We start from the raw sequence: 16,478 nt of genomic DNA on the forward strand, positions 1-16,478 counted from the left end.
CGCGTTGCCCGTAATATGCACCCTTTGCAACGCATCGCCACTAAAATTCAAGTATTACGGCCTCCCCTCGCCCCATTGTCCTGTGGACACCTGCAAATTGCTTCTGCGCTGATTCTACCCATTTATTTCGCATGCGCCGACGACTAGAGGTATGATCGAGGCTGGGCCAAGACGCCTCACAGCTTGCGCGAAAGGGCTTTTGCATCATGGACCACTTCGACATCGCCATTATCGGTGCGGGCCTTGCCGGATCGCTCGCGGCCATCGCGCTTGCGGATGCTGGCTACCGCGTGGCCTTGATCGGACCGGAGCCGGCGGTTGCCGACGGACGCACGACGGCGCTGATGGACCAATCGATCGAATATCTGAAGAAACTCAATCTTTGGGAAAAGGTCGAGCCGCTGACCGCGCCGCTTTCGACCATGCGCATCCTCGACGGCACCAACCGGTTGCTGCGCGCCCCGCCAGTCAATTTCCGCGCTTCCGAAGTCGGGCTCAACGCCTTCGGCTACAATATTCCGAATGCCCCTTTCATTGATATTCTCCGCCACCGCGCCGAAGAGAGCCCGACGCTGACGCGCATCACCACGTCGGCGATCGGCTTTGAACTTTCGGACACGGTCGCAACGATCGAGCTTGCAAACGGCAGCCAATGCAGCGCGCATCTGCTCGTCGGCGCCGATGGTCGCCGCTCGCCGGTGCGCGAAGCGGCGAAGATCTCCGTCAGCACCTGGTCCTATCCGCAGACGGCGGTCGTGTTGAACTTCGCACACGAGCTGCCGCACCAGAACATCTCGACCGAATTCCACACCGAAAGTGGTCCCTTCACGCAAGTGCCCCTGCCCGGCAACCGCTCCAGCCTTGTCTGGGTGCGCAAGCCCGAAGATGCCGCGCAAACGCTGACGCTCGATCTTGCGGCGCTCTCCCGCGCCGTCGAAGACCGGATGCAATCGATCCTCGGCAAGGCAACGGTCGAAGGCGCGCCGCAATCCTTCCCGCTTTCGGGCATGACCGCCCAGCGCTTCGGCAAGGGCCGCGTCGTGCTTCTTGGCGAAGCAGCGCACGCCTTCCCGCCGATCGGCGCGCAAGGGCTCAATCTCAGCCTTCGCGATGTAATGACGCTCGTCGATATCATCGGTGCATCCGGCGGCGAGCCGCTTGCCGGCGATATCGGTGACCGCTTCGACAGCCGCCGCCGGCCGGATATCATCAGCCGTACGGCGAGCGTGGATCTCCTCAACCGCTCGCTACTTTCCGGATTCCTGCCGGTGCAGGCGCTGCGCGCGCTGGGGCTGCATGTGCTTTCCGCCGTCGGGCCCCTGCGCAGCCTGCTGATGCGCGAAGGCGTCCACCCCGGCAGCGCGCTCAATGCCTTCAAGGAAGGCTTAAGGGAAAAGATCGGGCGGAAGAGCGCCTGAACGGATCAGGTAAAGCAGGCCGGTCACCGTTGCGACCGACAGCGTCGTGGTGATGAGGATGGTGGCCGAGGCTCGCTCCTGCCACACACCATACTGATGGCCGATAACGAAGACGTTCGTCGCCGTCGGAAGGGCCGCGAGCAGTACCGCCGTCTGCACCCAGACCGGATCATAATTCCCCGTCAGGCTCATCGCCGTGAACATGACGAGCGGATGCAAGAGCAGCTTCGCCGGGACGATGTAGCCGATCTCGACGGGAATGCGCTTGATTGGGCGCAGCGCCAGCGTCACGCCCATGGCAAAGAGCGCGCAGGGCGCCGCACACTGAGCGAGATAGTCGATCAATCTTTGCACTGGCACCGGCGGCTGTACCGCGAAGAAGGCGGCGACCACGCCCGCAAGTGTGGCGAGAATAAATGGGTGCAGGATGATCTTGCGTGCAACACTGGCTGCAAGCACCAGCGGCTTTTCCTGCCGGCCGCCTGATATCGCCATCATCGCCGGTGCGACCGCGAAATGCGCGGCATTCTCGAAGCTGAAGATCAGCGCAACCGGCACGGCAGCGGCATCGCCCAAGGCGAGAAGCGCAAGGCCGGGCCCCATATAGCCGATATTGCCGTAAGCTGCGCCAAAACCCTGGATCGTCGCTTCGGCAATGGAGTTGCGCCTTACATAGACGCCGATGAGAAAAATCAGCGAGAAGACGATGTAGGTCGCGCCGACCGTGGTCAGGATGAAGTCGGCGCGCGCCAGCTGTTCGATCGGCGTGCGCGAGACGAGCTTGAAGAACAGCGCCGGCAGAGCGAGGTAGATGATGAAGGTGTTCAGCCAACCCATCGCCTCGCCCGGATGGTGGACGAAGCGCGCCGTCAGATAACCGAGGAAGATCAGGCCGAAGAACGGCAGCACCAGGCCCGCGATTTCCGTCATCTTGTCCCCCGCATTCTTCACCTTCCCGCGCCGACGCCCGCACGCCTAGCGCATCAACCGCCCTGACGATTAGGCCGGTCCGGCCGTAAAGTGATTCTAAAATACGAGGGTATGCCCTAGCCGATTTTCATCAGGATCGGGAAGGTCGTCTGGAACCAGATGGCGACGGAACTGATGAAGCCGAAGAGAAAAGCAAGGCCTGCCAGCACCAGGAGGCCGCCCATGAGTTTCTCGACCAGACCGAGATGGCGGCGGAAGCGGAAGAGGAAGCGCATGAAGGAGCCGGAAAACGCAGCAGCGATCCAGAACGGCACGGCAAGCCCCAGCGAATAGATCGCCAGCAGCATCGCACCGTCGGACACGGTGTCACGTGCGGCAGCGACGCCAAGGATCGTGCCGAGGACCGGGCCGATGCAGGGCGTCCAGCCGAAGGCAAAGGCCAGACCCATGATGTAGGCGCCCGAGAGCGTCGCCGGCTTGCCGCCGCCCTGGAAACGGGCTTCGCGCGCGAGCAGCCCGATCTTGAACACGCCAAGGAAATGCAGGCCCATGATGATGATGATCACGCCGCCGATGCGCGACAGCAGGTCCATATGCTGCCGAAGCACCATGCCGATCGACGAGGCCCCCGCCCCGAGCGCCACGAAGACAGTGGCAAAACCGAGCGTGAACAACAGCGCTGCCGGCAAGACAGCGCGTCTCGTGCTACCGATGGTCGCCGCATCGCCGCTGCGGAACTGATCGACCGAGACGCCGGCCATATAGCAGAGATAGGGCGGTACGAGCGGCAGAACGCAGGGAGAAAGGAACGAAAGGGCGCCGGCAAGTACGGCGGTCCAGATGGAAATATCGGCGATCGACAACGGCAAGAACTCCGGCACGCGGCATTTGGGCCATTCCTTAGCCGCAGGATCATGATGATACCAATCACCTTTTGGCGATCATTGCGCCATGCACCGTTTCTTCACAAAACCCGCAATTTTTCGGTTGACCGGGGGGAAACACGCGTGCATATGTCCGCCCACTTCCGCCGGGCTTCACCGCCGCGGCCAGGGAGCGCGTAGCTCAGCCGGTAGAGCAACTGACTTTTAATCAGTAGGTCCAGGGTTCGAATCCCTGCGCGCTCACCACGAAAACCCCAATGAAATTGGTTATTTGTCAGCGTTTTCCGACGCCGATTCTCATCGCCATGTGCGCGTATTAGCCCCAATATTTGGTGCGCGCCGCGCCCCATCTTTCGCCTGTTGCATTCCGTGCTATCGACAATTCGTCGCGTTGAGTAGATGCTGAGGCTCTCGCTGAGGATGCAAAGCGGTGAACTGCCCAGTTTGGTATCGAGCAAAGGGGTGAAGGCATGAGAAAGCTTGTCATTGCGGTTTTGATGATTGGTACGCTTGCTTCCTGCACGCAGACCGAGAAAGGTACGGCGATCGGCGCCGGCACCGGTGCGATCATCGGCGGGGCGGTCAGCGACAGCTGGGGCGGCGCGGCAATCGGCGCGGTCGCAGGGGGCGTTATCGGCAACCTGATCGGACGCTCCCAGGAGCGCCAGGGCTATTGCATCTATCGCGACCGCTACGGCCGCCGCTACGAGGCCCGCTGCCGGTAACGGCAGGACCATTCACCAAGGTAACAGGCGCGTTCCGGTCCAAACCTTCGTGGAGACGATCGGATGTGCCTGTGTGCCCGGCTGAAGCTGCGAGCAGCATAGTCGAGGCCGAACATAGCAGGACGTCCTCAAGCAAGCGTGTTACACTTCGGAAATGACTGACGAAGAACAGAACTACGAGTTTTCGGAATTTTCCGGCCAATTCAGTGACGACGGCGTCGTCGTGGAATTGCGGATCTACCGGGAGGCAGGCACGAATCGCGACTGGACCCTCGAGGTCATCGACGAGGAGGGCTTCTCGACGACATGGGAGGAACCCTTCCCGACCGACAGGGAAGCTTTCGAAGAGTTTATCGCCACGGTGCAGCGCGACGGCATCCAGGCCTTTACCGATGAGCCACCACAAACGGTTCATTAGCGTCTAGCGGCCCCGCCACTGCACCCGGCCGGCTCAGCCCACCGACGCCTGGCCGGCAAACCGCGTCACACGCCATGCATAACGAACGTCAATGATGCGGTCGGAAGGCGAATGGGTCAAAAGACCCGAACAACCCGGATCGACGACGCCGTGTTCGCGATCCCCCTCGCCCCGGCCTTCCAATAATCGCGCGCCTGACGGCGGTAGGAATCCAACAAGGACATGCTCTGGTTCTCATCCAGCACGCTCAGCGCACCGGTATGTGGCGACGCACCGAGTTCAACAATCTCCACCTCGTGAAGCACTTGTAGAAAGTGAGGATCGTAGGCCGCCTGATATCGCATGGCGTCATCATAGGTCGGACACATGAAGCAGGCATTCAGCCGCGAGGGAGCTTTGGGAGCGTAGGCCTCACGGGCCTGCTCGAAGAGCAGTTCCCCGGCCAACCGCCAGCCGTCGCCAAATTGATCTGGCCGGTAGCACCTGATCATGCGCCCGAAATTGCCAGGCTCGACAATGCTGCCTTCTCTCAAGCGGATTGGCGACCAGTGAAACATGCGGATCCCCCTCTTTCTCGTTGCACGACGAGAACGATGCGGCCCTAAATTATCAATGGCCTCTAACGGGATGCGCTGCCTAGGCCTCCGCTCCTCTGCGGGCCAGTCGCATCTTCAGCGGACTCATTCCATACTCGCGGCTATAGGCGCGCGAAAAGGCGGACAGGCTGTCGAAACCGCATCGAAGGGCAATCTCTCGGATCGGAGTAGCAGAGTCTCGCACCAGTCGATGGGCGAACTGAAGACGCAGGCGAAGGTAATAGGCGCCGGGACTCGTCGATAATCCTCGCGCAAACAGCAACTCCAGCTTGCGCTGCGAGATCGACAGTCGTTTCGTCAGTGCCGCGATCGTCAAGGGACGCTCCAGCGTGCGCTCCATCAGGCGGATAGCCTCGGCGAGCTTCGGGTCGCGCGTCTCGATCCGCCCGAGCGAAACATAGGGCTGAACGTCGGCTGCACTATGCGTCTGGTCGTAGACAAAGATGCTGGCGACATCGAGCGCCAGGGCAGACCCCAGCCGCTGCGTGATCCAGTGCAGCATCATGTCGAAGGTCGGCGAAGCACCGCCCGAGGTCCAGAACTTGCCATCGATGACGAAGCGGTCGCCAAGCACCGCCAGCTCTGGAAACGTCTGGCTGAAATCCTCCAGTTCCTCCCAATGCGCCGTCGCCTTGCGGCCGTTGAGCAGACCACTGCGGCCGAGCAGCCAGCAGCCTGATTCGATGCCGGCGACGATATCGAAGTGCCGTGAGCACTCCTGCAGCCCGCCGATGAATTTCTTACCGGCGTGACGATCAAGGTTGAAGCCACCAATCACCAGCAGCGCGTCGCCGGCAAGCGGCGGGTGCAGCATCCCCTCGACCGCGATCGGCACACCGCAGGTCAAGACCACCGGCTTGCCATCGGCCGAAAGCAGCCGCCAGCGAAACACCTCGCGGCCCGAGATGCGGTTTGCAGCGCGCATCGGGTCCAAGACGGAGGCTAGCGACATGATCGACGACTCCGGCAGGATGACGACGGAAACTTCGATCACAGATTGTAGGCGACCATCGGAAGGCATGCGGGAAATGTCAAATTTCAAGCGGGAAATGTCAATTCCAATACTGCCTTTCGGGCATTATCAGACCGTATCGATCTCCCTACGCGCGGCGCTGCAGCCCCGCGCAGAGACGTTCCCCTTTCCGCCTTTTGCCGGAACGGGCCGGTCGGAAACCATCCGCCGGCCCGTTTTTTTATGTGACTTGCGGCTTCGTAGCGGCACTGCCGTAACGTCCAGCGCCTCGGCAAGCCGACCAAGGCGCCCATTGTTCGTGAGGAATCGGCGATGAGGCTGCTCGGTGACGGACTTCGACGCTTGCCAGAACCGCGTTTCAATCGCTTGCGCTAACAAAACATATAAGCCATTAAGCATGTCCGAAACTGAGGGAGACTATGATGCTGGGCGCGATGAAGAACTTCGTAAAAGCGACAAAGCTCATCGGCCGCATTCCAAAGATCGAGCAGAAACTCGACCTGCTTCTGTGGGAGACTCCGGATATCCCGCGCGACTTCTTCCCGAAGTTCGTCGAAAGCGCGAGGCAGATGGGTTGGTTGGAAAGTGCAAAACAGCACAAGCCGATGACCGCCGACGGTGAACCATGCCCCTGGTACACCTACCCGATGCTGCATTTTCTCACGCGCCACCAGGATACCACCTTCGACGTTGTCGTCATCGACGGCCGCGATCGTGTGAATTGCGCCAAGGCGACGATGAACCTGAAGCAGAGGCCCTCCGCAATCATTTGGGACAACAGTGAGCGCGAGCGGTATCAGGAGGGATACGACCTGCTGATCAACAACGGCTATCGCCGTCTCGACTTCGACGGCTTCGGACCGGTCAACGGCCGTCCGTGGCGGACGTCCGTGTTCTACATGCCGGACAACTGCCTGAAAATCTGAGCACCAGCACTACGTTAACCTGGCCAGACATTTCGTCTGGAGAAAATTGTAATTGCCGAGGGGACTATGACCAAGGGAAAGCTGTTCAATCGGGTGCTTCGCTCAGCCGCCTCGATGCTGACGCGACAAGGTTTCCACGTTTCCGAGGAACGTTACTCTACTGCGTACCTGAAGCGCTACGGCTTCGATATCAACACATTCATCGATGTCGGCGTCTATCAGGGCAGCCCGGTGTTCTACGAACTGTTCAAGGACAAGAAGTTCGTCCTGATCGATCCCCAGCCGGATACGATGGAGAAGGCCGCAGACAGCGTAAAGGGCCTGAACTTCGACTACATTCAATCGGGCGCAGGCTCTGCCAAGGGCGTAGCAACGCTTTCCCTGGAAGGCCCCTCCTCGAGCTTGATGAAACGCAGGGACTGGAAGCGGCAGCCGGAAAAGACGGTCGAGATACAGATTTCGCCGCTGGACGAACTTCTGGAAAGCAAGGGCTACAAAGGTCCATTCGGATTGAAGGTGGACACCGAAGGCTTTGACCTCGATGTTCTCAAGGGAGCAGAAAAAACGCTTCGTGAAACGCAATTCGTCTTCACAGAGGCGAGCCTTCGTCGCCGATTTGAAGGTAGCTATCGGTTTTCGGAACTTGTCGCGTACATGGCAGAGCAAGGCTTCGAAGTCGCCGATGTCATCCCCCATCGTTCGCACAATCGCCTCGTCGACGTCCTCTTCGTGCGCTCGGACAGCTCATATCTGGAACCCAATGCCGTTCCCGTGCGCATGGTCGGCTCGTCCGCCAAAGCGCACAAGCAGAATTAGTCTTCATCCGGAAACATGCCGGCGATGGCGGGGCCGCCACCGAACAGCACAGGTCGCAACAGGAACAGGCATCAATGCGCGTAACACTTGCGATATGTTGCTACAACGCCGAAGAGACGATCGAGCGGACGCTCTTGTCTGCCAGACAACTCGACTGGGATGATCTGGAGATCCTGGTCTGCGACGATGTCTCTACCGATCGCTCCGCTGCCATCGTCCAATCCGTCAGCCAGCAGGATCCGCGGGTAAGGCTGGTAAGTCACGATATCAACAAGGGGAACGCTGGCGCGCGCAACACGCTCGCGCGCGAAGCGACCGGCGAAATCCTGGCGTTCCTCGATTCGGACGACGAAAACGCTCCCGAACGGCTAAGGGTTCAGGTCGCAAAGCTGCTTGCGGCGGAGGAACGGCATACGGCGCCTATCTCGGTCTATTGCACGAGGCGCGTGATCTCCAACGGCAAGACGAGGAGCCTCAGCGCCATGGGCACCGCGCAGCCGGTGGGTGGCGATGCGGTCGCGCTCCATCTCCTCTGCGACGATCCCCTCCTCGGCGACGGAAGGGTCGGCACCTGCACTATGCTCACCCGCGTTTCGACCTTGCGCAAGTTCGCCTTCGACGAGAATTTCCGCAGGGCCGTCGATCGCGAATGGGCCATTCGCTTTGCCTTGGGAGGCGGGTTGATCGTTGGCTGCGAAGAAAGCCTGGTCACGCAACACCTCAGCCTCACGGACGCAAAGCGGGCGCGACAGAACGATGCACGGCGTCAGGTCGTGCAGAAATTCCGGTCCTACTTGCAGGAGAAGCGCTCGTATCTTTATGCGCTGACGATCCATCGGCCGGGCCGCATGTACACCAAGGGCCATAGGCTCTTGTTCAAGCCCGTTACGGCGCTTCTTTCCTACTTCCGGAAACGAGCTTAGCGTTTAGGCGTGAATCGGCGGGCCTATCCGCCGCATGCTGGCGTACCGGAGATCTGCTCCTCATGGCGGATGAAAAAATAGCTGAGAAGACAAGCCGGCGATGACGCTGTCTCGCAGATCATCACGTAATGCGTTCTGTAAACGGTAGCGAGAGACCGTAAACGTCGTTCTTTAGCCGACCGACGCACCAGCTAAGCGTTTGAAATTATTGGCGACCCCTGCAGGATTCGAACCTGCGACAACCTGCTTAGAAGGCAGGTGCTCTATCCAACTGAGCTAAGGGGCCGTCCCGGGCTTTGCCCGTCGAATGCGGCTGAAGGACCTTAGTGGGTCCAGGGCTGCATCCGGTTGAAACGGAAGTTGTCCGGATAGGACACGCTCTTGCGGGTCGCTTCCTTCGGCGCGATCACGCGGTATTCGATGCCGTTGCGCTCGGCGTATGCGATTGCCTGCTCGGCGTTTTCGAACGTCAGTCGCAGCTGCTGCTTCATGTCGCCGGAGCTGGTGTAGCCCATGATCGGGTCGATGGTGCGCGGCTTTTCCTGATCGAACTCCAGCACCCACAGATTCGTCTTGGCTTTGCCAGACTGCATGGCGGTCTTTGCTGGACGATAGATCTTTGCGGACATGGCTTCGAACGGCTCCATACTTTCGCTGGCAACGTTCACGGGCGCCAGCATTCCGTCTTCCCATAACGCAGAATGATTTAAAACGGAATGACTTTTGGCCGGATAAATTTGGCTTTCCGGTAGGAGATAAGCGAAGTTGTGCGTTTGTCCCAATCGTAGATGTGGCTTTGGGAAACTTTGCTGTTGCAGCCCTGCTACGAAGCGTGTATCTCCGGCGCCGTTGGCACGGAGTGTAGCGCAGTCTGGTAGCGCATCTGGTTTGGGACCAGAGGGTCGGGAGTTCGAATCTCTCCACTCCGACCATTCATCGAGACGGAAGCGTCACTTTCCCCTTTTTCAATCTGTTCGTGATCTGCAGGCTAAACATCGCCGTAAGATCGCTTGATTGCGTTGGCAATCGATCGAGTTGTCCCGAATTGGGACAAGAATGCCTATTTGTCATACGAATTTAGGAATCGCTCAATCCATTGTGGATAGAGCGGACCGGCGCGCTTTCCAGCCCTGCCCGCCTCCCAAGCCCGCCCGAGCGATCCAATGACTGCCCAACTCGACCTTGCCACCGTTCTGTTGCTTCACAAGTCGTCGTTCCTGATCGGCGCCTTCTGCTTCCTCTATGCGCGTTGGCAATCGCCGCGGGACCAAGGGCTTGGCATTCTGGCGAGCGGTTTCCTCTTCCTGGCGCTCGCCTCGACGCTTGCGGGCTATGGCGAGCAAAAACTGCTGCCGCCCACTCTGTGGCGGCTTTCCAGCTTCACGCTCGGGATCGGCGGATACGCCCTGTTCTGGATCGGCGTGCGGCGCCTCAGCGGCGGCCGGCGCCGGCTGGCGGACTGGCTGGCGCTTTTTGTGCCGCTTGCCGGAGCGCTCGTCGGCCTCGCCACGCATTTCCACATGGTCAACGTCGTCAGGGCTAGCGTCTTCAACGCCGCCGCCTTTCTTTTCCTCGCCGCTTCGGCTGCTGCCGTCATCGCCGACCGCTCGAAAGAGCCGCTGCCGGCGCGCGCCATGCTGGCGGCCGCCATGGCCGTCGGCGCCAGCCTTTGTCTTGCGGTGGTCATTGGCCTCCTCAAGCCCGGCATCGTGCCGATCACGACGACCTACGCCTTCTTTCTCTCGATCATCTGCCACTTCGCCATCGCGCTCTTCGCGCTCGTGCTCGTCAAGGAGCGGGCGGAAGCGGAGTTGCGCCGATCTGCGGATACCGATGCGCTGACCGGCGTCGGTAACCGGCGATGGTTTCTGGCGCAACTGCCTCAGGCGAGCTGGCAGGGCGATTGCCTGATCGTGATGGACCTCGACCATTTCAAGCGCATCAATGACCGCTACGGCCACCATACGGGCGATCAGGTGCTCGTCGCCTTCGCCGATCTGGTCCGGAAAAATCTGCGTAGAGGCGACAGCTTCGCGCGTCTCGGGGGTGAGGAATTCGGGCTCTATCTCCCGCGGACAAGCGAGACACAGGCATTTGCAATTGCCGAGAGGCTACGCCGCGCCGTGGAGGAACTGCGGGTCGCAAGCAGCGGACAAACCGTTGCGGTCAGCATCAGCATCGGGCTTGCTACCGCCAGCGGCGCGGAGCGTTCCTGGGAGGCATTGTTCAACAGGGCGGATGCCGCGCTCTATGCGGCCAAGCGAGACGGGCGCAACCGTGTCGCGTCCGATGCGGAACCTGCGGTTTCGGAACCGCCTGCTGTGAGCCTTCACCGCGCCAGCTAATCAGGCGGGGCTTCGACGCAAGCCACCTTCAAAAAAGAGAAGCGGATCCAAGCATTTCCGATCCGCTTCAGATTGGAGGTATAAGGCTTATTTTAGCGCAATACGCCGAATTCGCTTGTGGCCAAATTTTGCCTAGCGCGCCACCTTGGCGCGAACCTGTGTCTTTGTTGCACTTTTCGGCATGCGTGCAAGCGTGTAGGACGCACAAGCAGCCACCATCGCGCTGTCTCTCCTGGAGTTTCGCTTTGCCTTTGTAAAATCCGGTCTCGCTAGTTTCACCCCGTACGCCCGATAGCGCTCCCGCTGTCGGATTGAATTTTCATGCGTTCGTTGAGGTGGCGGTTCGAGACCGGAATGGCATTGCCGATCTCAAGCCCGACGTACCTTCGTCAGGCGGAACCATCACGCCCAACAACTGCCAGACCGCGTCCCCGGAACGGGTACTCAAACCGTCGTCTCGATGGACTTCCAATTGGAAGAACCAGACGACATGTCTCATACATTGACGGTCCAGTGGACCATCGAACCCCAAACCGCACCCCGCCCCTGGCTTGCCTGCAGCCGCTGCGGCGGACAACGCCCCTTCGTCTGCAGCGGCAAGGCGCGGCTGAACGCCAACGGACGGCGGCTCGACGCCTGGCTGATCTATCGCTGCGCCGTTTGCGAAGACACCTGGAACCGCCCGATCTTCGAACGGCGGACTGTCACAAGCGTCGCGCCGGACGCGCTCGCAGCGCTACAAAGCAACGATCCTGCCTGGATCCGCCAGGTGGCGTTCGACATCGAGGGTCTTCGCCAATGCACGGACCGGATTGAGGATCTGGCCGATTCCAACGTGGAACGGCGCGTGTTGAGCGGGACCGTAGATAGCGCACGGCTTGAGATCGTCGTTGTCGCGCACCACGCGAGCAGCCTGCGCGTCGACCGCCTGCTATCGGTGGAACTCGCGCTCTCACGCGCAAGGTTGACCAAGCTCGAAACCGCGGGGCGAATCACCCTTCTGCCCGAATCGCGAAAGGCCCTGCAACGCCCAATCAGAGACGGCAGCCGCATCGTCCTCGATCTCACGGCGGAAGATGACCGGGCCGAGATTGCCCGGCGTGCCCGCGGGGGCCCGTAGTCGAAAGGCATGATGGAGCGCCCGGCACCGCCCCGGCGCTCCATGAGGCCAATGGTTGCTGTCAGAACTTTACGCCCACACCGACGGTGAACTGGTGCTGGTCGAGATCGACATTGACGCCGCCGAAGTCCTTGTCGCCATAGTCGTTGTAGCGGTACTCGGCGCGGCCAAAGACGCTGTCGGTGAACGAATAGTCGACACCGGCACCGATCGTCCAACCGTTGAAGGTTTCCTTTTCCTTCGATGCGCCGGGCACATCGACGAAGCCGCGGGTCACCGCCCAGCCGCCGGCGCCATAGAGCAGCGCCTTGTCGTTCAACAGATAGCCGACGCGGCCGCGTATTGCGCCAGAAACGTCGGTACCGACTTCGGTCGAGGTTCCGCCGACATCGAACGTCTTGTCGTTCCAATTGTAGTTGACGTCACCCTCGATGCCGTAAACCCAGTCGCCCTGCTGAAAGTTGAAACCGGCAAAGGCGCCGAGTAACCCACCATTGAAATCTTCCGAAGCGCTGCCGCCAGGCGCACTGAAATCTCCGTTGAGCCATCCGCCGCCGCCCTGTAGGCCGACATAGCCGCCGGTCCAGACGAATCCCGGCGTTGGCTGCACGACCGGTGCCGGCGGCTGGCTCAGATCGGCCGCCAGATCCGCTGCCATCGCGGTTTGCGCAACGGCGCAGGTCGCTACGATTGCAACAAGCACACTCCGGAACATCACGGATGCCTCCTGTTGTCGCCAGAAGAATATTAGTAACTCGTTAAGACGCAGTCTGCCCGAAAGGCTTCACGATCTCAACCATGAAACCCGTGGGGTTCAGAGACATAATTTAGGAACGGATCGGGGAAGGACAAGGACGGCCGCGACGTGGCCCCGGCGCCTACGGCTGCGAAGGCGGAATTCGGGCGCCTTCCAGCCGGTCTCCGGGCCGGATGTTCAGCCGCTTGACCGCGCCGGCATTGAGTTCAAGCACGAAAGCAACCGGTTCCTTCGAATCGATGATTGCTTCGGAAAAAGGCACGGCGCCTTCATGGATCGTGCGAACGACGCCCTTGTTGTCGATGAACAGCATGTCGAGCGACAGATGGGTGTTCTTCATCCACATCATCACGCGGCGTGTCTCGCCAAAATCGAACAGCATGCCGTGATCCGGCGCCATGGATGTGCGAAACATCAGGCCCTGCTCTCGCTGGGCCGGATCGACGGCGAGTTCGACCGTCAGCTCGTGCACCGCCTTGTCGGCATTGACCAGGCGCATCTTGTCCTTGGTGAACTGGACGTCGGCAAACGACGAAACCGTCAGTGCAAGCAACAAAAAAAGCGCCAGGAAGGCGCTTTTTCCGAAAAAGTCTCGAACCGCGACCATCAGTGCGACCGGCTCGTCGGCGACGGGCCGTCGGGATGGATCTCTGCGGCCATCAGGCCCTTTTCGCCATCGCCGAACCGGACGAGCACGACCTGGCCCGGCCGCAGCTCGGTCAGACCGAAACGCCTGAGCGTTTCCATGTGCACGAAGATGTCTTCCGTTCCCTCGCCGCGGGTCAGGAAGCCAAAACCCTTGGTGCGGTTGAACCATTTGACGAGGACGCGCTCAAGCCCGCTCGTCGGCGTCACCTGGACGTGGGTGCGGACCGGCGGCAGTTGCGACGGATGTACCGCCGTCGACTGGTCCATCGAGAGGATACGGAACGCCTGATAACCGCGGTCCCGCTTCTGAATAAGCGCAACGACCCGCGCGCCCTCGAGAACCGTCTGGTAGCCGTCGCGGCGCAGGCAGGTCACGTGCACCAGCACATCCTGCATACCGTTGTCCGGAACGATGAAACCAAACCCCTTGGCGACGTCGAACCACTTTATCACGCCGGTGATTTCGATGAGGTCGAGAGCGTCGCTGCCAAAGTCGTCACCATGCATGACGTCTTTTGAAGATGTCCTATCCGCCATTCTCTCCCAGCCCCTCGTTTACGCGCGACTACCGATACGGTTAACTGATTCTTATTGACCAGAATAACATCGTCCCGCCGCGGATACGCAAGACCCTCGGCATATTTTGGCCGAGAACTAATATGGGGACGCAGCCTTGCCTCTGGCTTGCTGACGGACCACTATACGCCATCTTCTGCAAAACAGGGACATTGCAATGCGCTATCTGCACACGATGGTTCGCGTCAAGAATCTGGACGAGGCCTTGAACTTCTACGGCAAGATTTTCGGCCTGACGGAAATCCGCCGCTACGAAAATGAAAAGGGCCGGTTCACGCTGGTGTTTCTGGCCGCTCCCGGCGACATCGATCGAGCCCGCGCCGAACTCTCGCCCTGCCTCGAACTCACCTACAACTGGGATACGGAAGACTATACCGGCGGACGGAATTTTGGCCACCTCGCCTACGAAGTCGACGACATCTACGGCTTCTGCCAGCACCTGATGGAAAACGGCGTGACCATCAACCGGCCACCGCGCGATGGCCATATGGCGTTCGTTCGCTCTCCAGACGGCATTTCGATCGAGATCCTGCAGAAAGGCGAAAACCGTCCGCCGCAGGAACCTTGGGCATCGATGGCCAATACGGGCGTCTGGTAAGCTCCGCACAATTCTCGCGAACGAAGATGGCCCCGTGCTGTCGGTGAAATCCGGCAAGCATGGCCGAGCCGTCGATCAGCAGCAGCTATGAATGATCCAGGGCCCGGTCTATCCGGGCCTTTGCATGTTGGAAACATGCGGGCTCAAGGTTAGCGCCGGTTTACAAATCGCGTATCGTTGAGTACTTTTTCGCGCGAAACGTTGATGCCGGGTCCTATCCGCGATGTCTCGTGGCGGCGACCCCCTTTTGTACTTGGCCTGATCTTTTCCCGTGGCGCTCATTCCGGTCGCCGCGAGAAGCATGAGTTTGTTTGTTCTGAGCGATGTTTCGGAGCTGAGACTTAATGCATGACAAGGCGAGGCTTCGCCGGTCATGCACGGAGAGCGGGGATAGGACGTTGCAACATCCGGAAACGAAGAGCGCGGTGCTCGTCACCATTGCGCGGGCTGCAGCTTTATCCGTTTCGCTGCTGGCCTTGAGCGGCTGCATGTCGGCGGTCGGGGAAAACGATGCCGCGACCGCGCTGAAGGCCGAGGGGCAGGCAGCCCCGGCGCAAACCGCCGAATCGGAGGCCACGGTCCAGGACGGACAGGTGGTCGCGCTCGGCAGCGATCCGCAGGCGCAACAGGCAGCGGGCAATGCCATGGTTCCCCAGGATGCCGGACAGCCGCAATCGCTGACGATGCAGGGAACCGGCCTGCGCGCCGCCTCATCCAGCATCTATGGCCAGGCGCCTGCCGCACAGGAAACGACGACCGGCCAGCCGCAGACGACGGGAACTGTTCCGCTCCCCGCCGGGCAACCCGGCATGAACGCAACCAACAACAGTCTTTTCAGCGGCACCCAGCGACAGCCGCTGCCTGTTATCGCGCCGCAACAGGGGGCCGCCAACATGGCCACCGACGTCGTGTCGGACACCGCCGTCGCCGCCTATGCTCCGTCCGCGGCGCAGGACGCAACCCTCCCCGTTGCCGTTCCGGTGCCGCTGAGCGCCGAGGCTGCAGCCAGCGGCCAGACCTCGTCGACGCCACAGGCCGTGGCCAATGCAGAAGCCGCACCGGCAGCGACCGAGGTCGCGGCCGCGCAACAGGCAGCAGAAGCCACGCCAGCCGACGATAACAACGACACGTCGAAAACCTGGACGCTCGCGGCCCTTTTTGCCGGCAAGCGCAAGGAGAAGCCGCAGCAGGTGGCACTCCGCTCGGCCCCGCCGGCGGAAAAGAAGACGATTACCACCAGCAATGCGAGCCAGCCGAAAACGGCCTCCCTCGCCTACACGCTTCCGGGCGTCAAACTGAACTCGCTCTACAACTACGAGCACGAAGAGCATCTCGGCGATGACGACGACGGCGCGCCGGTTCAGGTCGCTTCGCTCTCGGGTCTCGCCCGACTGGCGCCGAGCGGGTTGATTCTGCAGACCGAGAAAGTCGATGCCGGCTGCTTCAAGCCAGAGCTCATGCAGATGCTGAAGAAGGTGGAAACGCATTACGGCAAGCAGGTCATGGTGACGTCGGGCTTGAGGCCGATCAAGGTCAACCGCGCCAAGCAGTCACTGCACACCCGTTGCGAGGCGGCCGACATTCAGGTTCAAGGCGTCAGCAAGTGGGATCTCGCCGAATTCCTGCGCAGCGTCCCGGGCCGTGGCGGCGTCGGCACCTATTGCCACACAGAGTCGGTCCATATCGATATCGGTGCACAGCGGGATTGGAACTGGCGCTGCCGACGCGCCAAGGGTTGAAGGCAACCATTTGTTTCCATGGAGGTTTCGACGAGAAGCCTCCAATCTTCCAGGCCTGTGGAATTTTACAGAAATATGAAAATTGC

18 protein-coding genes and 3 tRNA genes are annotated in these 16,478 nt (G+C 60.6%); 12 read left to right on the plus strand and 9 right to left on the minus strand.

Features of this window, described 5'->3' with window-relative positions; genetic code table 11:
* The first annotated feature begins 206 nt into the window (after positions 1–206).
* On the plus strand, positions 207–1,418 hold the full coding sequence (locus tag OKW20_RS14520; RefSeq protein ID WP_043620292.1) for a UbiH/UbiF family hydroxylase: 1,212 nt from the start codon (positions 207–209) through the stop codon (positions 1,416–1,418).
* On the opposite strand, the gene OKW20_RS14525 is transcribed toward OKW20_RS14520, so the two are convergent.
* Together OKW20_RS14525 and OKW20_RS14530 are read right to left on the minus strand one after the other, a co-directional pair.
* A complete protein-coding gene (locus tag OKW20_RS14525; protein WP_043620290.1) occupies positions 1,386–2,348 on the minus strand; it encodes an AEC family transporter in 963 nt (320 codons plus the stop codon). The genes OKW20_RS14520 and OKW20_RS14525 overlap by 33 nt on opposite strands.
* A 116-nt stretch (positions 2,349–2,464) precedes the next feature.
* Positions 2,465–3,211: a cytochrome c biogenesis CcdA family protein gene (locus OKW20_RS14530; RefSeq protein ID WP_043620288.1), complete on the minus strand. Its 747-nt coding sequence runs from the start codon at positions 3,209–3,211 to the stop codon at positions 2,465–2,467.
* Between the two features lie 191 nt (positions 3,212–3,402).
* Here OKW20_RS14530 and OKW20_RS14535 point away from each other — a divergent pair.
* From OKW20_RS14535 to OKW20_RS14545, 3 genes are all read left to right on the plus strand, one after another.
* Positions 3,403–3,478: transfer RNA gene (locus OKW20_RS14535), tRNA-Lys, on the plus strand.
* Positions 3,479–3,702: 224 nt separating this feature from the next.
* Positions 3,703–3,957 (plus strand): YMGG-like glycine zipper-containing protein, encoded by a 255-nt coding sequence (locus OKW20_RS14540; protein ID WP_034790944.1) that lies wholly within the window; start codon positions 3,703–3,705, stop codon positions 3,955–3,957.
* Positions 3,958–4,111: 154 nt separating this feature from the next.
* Positions 4,112–4,375: a hypothetical protein gene (locus tag OKW20_RS14545; RefSeq protein ID WP_043623603.1), complete on the plus strand. Its 264-nt coding sequence runs from the start codon at positions 4,112–4,114 to the stop codon at positions 4,373–4,375.
* Positions 4,376–4,491: 116 nt separating this feature from the next.
* Here OKW20_RS14545 and OKW20_RS14550 read toward each other — a convergent pair whose 3' ends face one another.
* Positions 4,492–4,932 (minus strand): DUF2441 domain-containing protein, encoded by a 441-nt coding sequence (locus OKW20_RS14550; RefSeq protein ID WP_043623606.1) that lies wholly within the window; start codon positions 4,930–4,932, stop codon positions 4,492–4,494.
* A gap of 79 nt (positions 4,933–5,011) precedes the next feature.
* Positions 5,012–5,992 (minus strand): GlxA family transcriptional regulator, encoded by a 981-nt coding sequence (locus OKW20_RS14555; protein WP_429114481.1) that lies wholly within the window; start codon positions 5,990–5,992, stop codon positions 5,012–5,014.
* Positions 5,993–6,366: 374 nt separating this feature from the next.
* On the opposite strand from OKW20_RS14555, the gene OKW20_RS14560 reads away from it, so the two are divergent.
* From OKW20_RS14560 to OKW20_RS14570, 3 genes are all read left to right on the plus strand, one after another.
* Entirely contained in the window at positions 6,367–6,870 is a 504-nt protein-coding gene (locus OKW20_RS14560; RefSeq protein ID WP_429114484.1) for a hypothetical protein, read from the plus strand.
* Positions 6,871–6,936: 66 nt separating this feature from the next.
* Positions 6,937–7,686, plus strand: coding sequence for an FkbM family methyltransferase (locus OKW20_RS14565; RefSeq protein WP_429173149.1), 750 nt, complete (start codon positions 6,937–6,939; stop codon positions 7,684–7,686).
* A 74-nt stretch (positions 7,687–7,760) separates the two neighbouring features.
* The gene (locus tag OKW20_RS14570; RefSeq protein WP_429173151.1) at positions 7,761–8,609 is read left to right on the plus strand and encodes a glycosyltransferase family 2 protein; all 849 of its coding nucleotides are present in this window, start codon (positions 7,761–7,763) and stop codon (positions 8,607–8,609) included.
* 209 nt (positions 8,610–8,818) lie between these two features.
* Here the strand turns inward: OKW20_RS14570 and OKW20_RS14575 are convergent.
* Positions 8,819–8,895, minus strand: a tRNA-Arg gene (locus OKW20_RS14575).
* A 37-nt stretch (positions 8,896–8,932) separates the two neighbouring features.
* On the minus strand, positions 8,933–9,289 hold the full coding sequence (locus OKW20_RS14580; RefSeq protein ID WP_429173154.1) for an ETC complex I subunit: 357 nt from the start codon (positions 9,287–9,289) through the stop codon (positions 8,933–8,935).
* A 175-nt stretch (positions 9,290–9,464) separates the two neighbouring features.
* On the opposite strand from OKW20_RS14580, the gene OKW20_RS14585 reads away from it, so the two are divergent.
* The 3 genes from OKW20_RS14585 (at position 9,465) to OKW20_RS14595 (ending at position 12,074) form a co-directional block, all read left to right on the plus strand.
* Positions 9,465–9,541, plus strand: a tRNA-Pro gene (locus tag OKW20_RS14585).
* Positions 9,542–9,772: 231 nt separating this feature from the next.
* Entirely contained in the window at positions 9,773–10,954 is a 1,182-nt protein-coding gene (locus tag OKW20_RS14590; protein ID WP_052202037.1) for a GGDEF domain-containing protein, read from the plus strand.
* Positions 10,955–11,456: 502 nt separating this feature from the next.
* Positions 11,457–12,074: a DUF1062 domain-containing protein gene (locus tag OKW20_RS14595; RefSeq protein ID WP_429173158.1), complete on the plus strand. Its 618-nt coding sequence runs from the start codon at positions 11,457–11,459 to the stop codon at positions 12,072–12,074.
* Between the two features lie 61 nt (positions 12,075–12,135).
* Here OKW20_RS14595 and OKW20_RS14600 read toward each other — a convergent pair whose 3' ends face one another.
* The 3 genes from OKW20_RS14600 to OKW20_RS14610 all read right to left on the minus strand — a co-directional run bounded on the left by OKW20_RS14600 (position 12,136) and on the right by OKW20_RS14610 (position 14,016).
* Positions 12,136–12,789 (minus strand): outer membrane protein, encoded by a 654-nt coding sequence (locus OKW20_RS14600; protein ID WP_043623631.1) that lies wholly within the window; start codon positions 12,787–12,789, stop codon positions 12,136–12,138.
* A gap of 163 nt (positions 12,790–12,952) precedes the next feature.
* Positions 12,953–13,438 (minus strand): DUF192 domain-containing protein, encoded by a 486-nt coding sequence (locus OKW20_RS14605; RefSeq protein WP_429173160.1) that lies wholly within the window; start codon positions 13,436–13,438, stop codon positions 12,953–12,955.
* The gene (locus OKW20_RS14610) at positions 13,438–14,016 is read right to left on the minus strand and encodes a cold-shock protein (protein ID WP_043623636.1); all 579 of its coding nucleotides are present in this window, start codon (positions 14,014–14,016) and stop codon (positions 13,438–13,440) included. Before OKW20_RS14610 ends, OKW20_RS14605 begins: the two co-directional genes overlap by 1 nt.
* Before the next feature lie 196 nt (positions 14,017–14,212).
* On the opposite strand from OKW20_RS14610, the gene OKW20_RS14615 reads away from it, so the two are divergent.
* Together OKW20_RS14615 and OKW20_RS14620 are read left to right on the plus strand one after the other, a co-directional pair.
* Complete coding sequence (locus OKW20_RS14615) at positions 14,213–14,653, plus strand: VOC family protein (protein WP_043623639.1); 441 nt, start codon at positions 14,213–14,215, stop codon at positions 14,651–14,653.
* Between the two features lie 398 nt (positions 14,654–15,051).
* Positions 15,052–16,392 carry a D-Ala-D-Ala carboxypeptidase family metallohydrolase gene (locus tag OKW20_RS14620; RefSeq protein ID WP_429173163.1) on the plus strand — a complete coding sequence of 447 codons (1,341 nt, stop codon included), beginning with the start codon at positions 15,052–15,054 and terminating at the stop codon, positions 16,390–16,392.
* The last annotated feature ends 86 nt before the right edge of the window (positions 16,393–16,478 follow it).

Origin of the sequence: Ensifer sp. LBL (genome assembly GCF_050435225.1) — a bacterium.
Classification (GTDB): Bacteria; Pseudomonadota; Alphaproteobacteria; order Rhizobiales; family Rhizobiaceae; genus Ensifer.

Excerpts from the sequence above, each read along its gene's own strand:
- OKW20_RS14520 (WP_043620292.1), top strand. The coding sequence starts at position 207 with ATGGACCACTTCGACATCGCCATTATCGGTGCGGGCCTTGCCGGATCG.
- OKW20_RS14525 (WP_043620290.1), bottom strand. The coding sequence starts at position 2,348 with ATGACGGAAATCGCGGGCCTGGTGCTGCCGTTCTTCGGCCTGATCTTC.
- OKW20_RS14540 (WP_034790944.1), top strand. The coding sequence starts at position 3,703 with ATGAGAAAGCTTGTCATTGCGGTTTTGATGATTGGTACGCTTGCTTCC.
- OKW20_RS14545 (WP_043623603.1), top strand. The coding sequence starts at position 4,112 with ATGACTGACGAAGAACAGAACTACGAGTTTTCGGAATTTTCCGGCCAA.
- OKW20_RS14550 (WP_043623606.1), bottom strand. The coding sequence starts at position 4,932 with ATGTTTCACTGGTCGCCAATCCGCTTGAGAGAAGGCAGCATTGTCGAG.
- OKW20_RS14555 (WP_429114481.1), bottom strand. The coding sequence starts at position 5,992 with ATGCCTTCCGATGGTCGCCTACAATCTGTGATCGAAGTTTCCGTCGTC.
- OKW20_RS14560 (WP_429114484.1), top strand. The coding sequence starts at position 6,367 with ATGCTGGGCGCGATGAAGAACTTCGTAAAAGCGACAAAGCTCATCGGC.
- OKW20_RS14565 (WP_429173149.1), top strand. The coding sequence starts at position 6,937 with ATGACCAAGGGAAAGCTGTTCAATCGGGTGCTTCGCTCAGCCGCCTCG.
- OKW20_RS14570 (WP_429173151.1), top strand. The coding sequence starts at position 7,761 with ATGCGCGTAACACTTGCGATATGTTGCTACAACGCCGAAGAGACGATC.
- OKW20_RS14580 (WP_429173154.1), bottom strand. The coding sequence starts at position 9,289 with ATGCTGGCGCCCGTGAACGTTGCCAGCGAAAGTATGGAGCCGTTCGAA.
- OKW20_RS14590 (WP_052202037.1), top strand. The coding sequence starts at position 9,773 with ATGACTGCCCAACTCGACCTTGCCACCGTTCTGTTGCTTCACAAGTCG.
- OKW20_RS14600 (WP_043623631.1), bottom strand. The coding sequence starts at position 12,789 with ATGTTCCGGAGTGTGCTTGTTGCAATCGTAGCGACCTGCGCCGTTGCG.
- OKW20_RS14605 (WP_429173160.1), bottom strand. The coding sequence starts at position 13,438 with ATGGTCGCGGTTCGAGACTTTTTCGGAAAAAGCGCCTTCCTGGCGCTT.
- OKW20_RS14610 (WP_043623636.1), bottom strand. The coding sequence starts at position 14,016 with ATGGCGGATAGGACATCTTCAAAAGACGTCATGCATGGTGACGACTTT.
- OKW20_RS14615 (WP_043623639.1), top strand. The coding sequence starts at position 14,213 with ATGCGCTATCTGCACACGATGGTTCGCGTCAAGAATCTGGACGAGGCC.